Annotated in this window: 3 protein-coding genes; 1 reads left to right on the forward strand and 2 read right to left on the reverse strand. The window is 73.6% G+C overall.

The genetic code is table 11. From position 1 onward, the window contains the following. Positions 1–374 precede the first annotated feature (374 nt). On the reverse strand, positions 375–1,067 hold the full coding sequence (locus ACFXGX_RS27665; RefSeq protein ID WP_384796040.1) for a helix-turn-helix domain-containing protein: 693 nt from the start codon (positions 1,065–1,067) through the stop codon (positions 375–377). 276 nt (positions 1,068–1,343) lie between these two features. On the opposite strand from ACFXGX_RS27665, the gene ACFXGX_RS27670 reads away from it, so the two are divergent. Then, entirely contained in the window at positions 1,344–1,928 is a 585-nt protein-coding gene (locus ACFXGX_RS27670; protein ID WP_384796042.1) for a hypothetical protein, read from the forward strand. Positions 1,929–1,950: 22 nt separating this feature from the next. Here ACFXGX_RS27670 and ACFXGX_RS27675 read toward each other — a convergent pair whose 3' ends face one another. Beyond that, a complete protein-coding gene (locus tag ACFXGX_RS27675) occupies positions 1,951–2,835 on the reverse strand; it encodes a universal stress protein (RefSeq protein ID WP_384796044.1) in 885 nt (294 codons plus the stop codon). Positions 2,836–2,979 lie beyond the last annotated feature (144 nt).

Below are 2,979 nucleotides of genomic sequence, written 5' to 3' on the forward strand. Positions count from 1 at the left end.
CCGCACATCCGTGGTGACGGATGTGCGGCCCGCCCCGTCGTGACCGCCGCGCGTCTCAACCGGCGCTTGTGCAGGTCTTATCGGCCCCGGTAACGAGTCGCGCCATCCCCTCGGGCGGCAGCGACGGGTTGGCGGCGAGACCGCTCAGGACGTGGTTCACGGGGGGGCATCCTGCCCCGGGGCTCGGTGGAGCAGCACTGGATTTTCCCCGTGCGACGTCACTCGGCGGCGAGTCCGTGGGACCTGAACCGGCCCCGGACGCGTTCGGTCAGGGCGGGTTCGGGCACGGGGTTGTCCCGCAGGGGGAAGGGGGTGCCCAGGGCTTCGTACCGGTGGCGCCCCCGGGGCCCGCGTCGAGGGACCCGGGTCTGCCGTCAGCGGGCGGCGATCCGGCGGCCCGAGATCCTTTCCTCGTCGACGAGTACCCACAGGTCGCGCTCCGCGCCCCCGGCCCAGGGGCGGCTGTGGGCGAGGGCGTCGAGCCGCCGGACGACGTCGGCGCCGTTCACGGCACGGGCGCGTCCCTGGACGAGCACGCTCCAGCCCTGGCTGAGGGCCTCGTCGATGTGATCCACCTCGAAGGCGACGCGGGCCCCGACCGCCGCGGCGAGTACCGAACCGGGCGCCGTCCTGAAACCGACCGCCCCGTCGACGACGCAGTAGTTGACGGGAAGGACGACCAGTCCCCCGGTCGTGTGGGCGGCGATCCTTCCGACGCCGTGCGTCGACAGCCGTGCCCGGCACTCCGTGGGGTCGAGTTCGATCAGCTCGGAGTGACCGGCGGCCCGCCCGGCGCCCGGCGGCAGGCCGGCCCCGCCGCCGTGCAGTGCGGCGACGCTGGTGTCGAGGGCGTCCGCGATCCGGATCAGGGCGCTCGTCCCGGGGGTCGCGCTGGGCTGCTGCTCCAGGTACCGGAGGTAGCCGGCCGCGATGCCCGCGCGGAGGGCCGCGTCCTGCCGGGTCAGGCCGAGTTCCTCGCGACGAGCGGCGATACGCCGCCCGACGTCGCCCGCCCCGGCCGCCCCTGGCGTCTCTTCCACCATGACGCTTCGTGTCTGTTCGGACATGACCATCACTCCCTTCCGGCGGGGCGTCCCCGTGGGTGGAGGGCTCCACGAGCGGAGTGTCCCGACGAGCGGAACGTCCCGACGGCCAGGACGGGCATTGCCTCGCCAACGGCTCGTTCAGCACGTGAATCGACCTCGTACATCCACCCTGACCGGGGAAGATGCTGCGCGCATGGGCCGATCGGGTCCCATCGCGGGGCCGGACGACCTCTGCCACCGCTCGCGCGCGCAGCGATCCGCTTGCACTGTTGGGGTGTAACGAGGAGGTGCGGTGCCATGCGCGGAGCACAGGGTGCGAGGCAGTGGTGCTGGCGCTGGCGGAGGAATCCGCTGCGTCGCCGTGACGACGTATTCGAGGCGTGGATCGTGTTGATCGTCTGGACGGTGATGGTGCTGGGCGGCACCCTCGCCGGTCTGGTCACGGCCCACGCCGCCGAGGAATCCTTCACGACGCTGCGCCACGATCGGCACGCCGTCCCGGCCGTCCTGGTCGCCGGTACGGGATCGGCGGTACCCGCCGGGGAGGGCGCGGTCTACGACCACGTCCGGGCGACGGTCAGATGGACGGCCGCGAACGGGGCACCCCGCGTCGGCAGTGCCCTGGTGGAATCCGGGCAGAAGGCCGGATCGCACGTGGTGATCTGGCTGGACGCGCAGGGCCGGCCCACCACGGCACCGCCGACCACGAGCGCCGCGGCCACCGAGTCCACCCTGCTGGGCATCGGCGCCGCCGTGGCCCTGTGCGGTCTGGTCTTCGGCGCCGGCGGCCTCGCCCGGTGGCGGCTCGACCAGGGACGCTACAACCGGTGGGAACGCGAGTGGGAACGGCTGGGACCGCAGTGGGGGCACAAGACGCCCTGACACAGGTTCGGTGACCGAGCGGTCAGTCGTGCGGGATCACCGCCACCGGTGCCGTGGAGTGGTGCAGTACCGCTTGGGTCACCGGACCGACGTGGCCGCCCACCGCGGACCGCCGGTTCCGGCGGCCGACCACGACCAGCGCGGCGGTCCGCGAGGCCTCCACGAGATGGGGCCCCGCGCCGCCGATCACGGCCTCCTGGCGGACCTCGACCGCGGGGAACTTCTCCCGCCAGGGGGTCAGTACATCGGTGAGTTGGCGCTGCGCCTCGGTGAGCAGGTCCGCGTTGAGGCCCGCGTCGAAGGCTCCGCTGTAGCCGTAGTACGGCGGCAGGCTCCAGCCGTGGATGACGTGCAGGTCCGTCACCCTGTGGGCCGCCGCCCGGAAGGCGAACCCGATCACGGCGGCGTCCGGGTGCTCCAGGTCGAGCCCGAGCACGACCTCCTCGCCGGCGGCGTCCTCGGCGGGCCGCGCGTCGGCTCGTACGAGAACGATCGGCGTCCGGCTCCGGGCCACCACGGCCTGCGCGACGGACCCGGTCAGGAAGCCGGCCACTCCGCCGAGGCCCCTGGACCCGAGCACCAGCAGCTCGGCGTCCTCGGCGGCTGCCGGCAGCGCGGTGACCGGCTGCTCGGCGATGCGTTCGGCCGTGGCGGACAGACCGGGGTGGTCCGCGGCCAGCTTGGCCGCGGTCTCCCGCGGCAGGCGTTCGGCCCATTCGCGCTGCGGGTCCTCCGAGGGCGGCGGAACCGCGACGCCGGCCGGAAGGCCGTACACGTAGGGATGCCACAGCCAGGCGTGCACGACGTGCAGCCGGGCGTCCGTGCGCCGGGCTTCACCGGCTGCCCACTCGGCCGCGGCGAGGCTTTCGGGCGAGCCGTCGACACCGACGACGATGGTGCGGGACATCTGGGGACCTCCTTGGGGATACGTGCCGAGTCTCGCGTTCGCGCGGGCGCCGGAGGAGGGGGAGGGGTGGGTGGTAGCACGAACGAGAACCACACCCACAGCCCCCGGAGCGGCGCCCACCACACCCCCCCCCACAAGCAGCAC

It is taken from the genome of Streptomyces sp. NPDC059371 (genome assembly GCF_042751995.1).
In the GTDB taxonomy this organism is placed as follows: Bacteria; Actinomycetota; Actinomycetes; order Streptomycetales; family Streptomycetaceae; genus Streptomyces.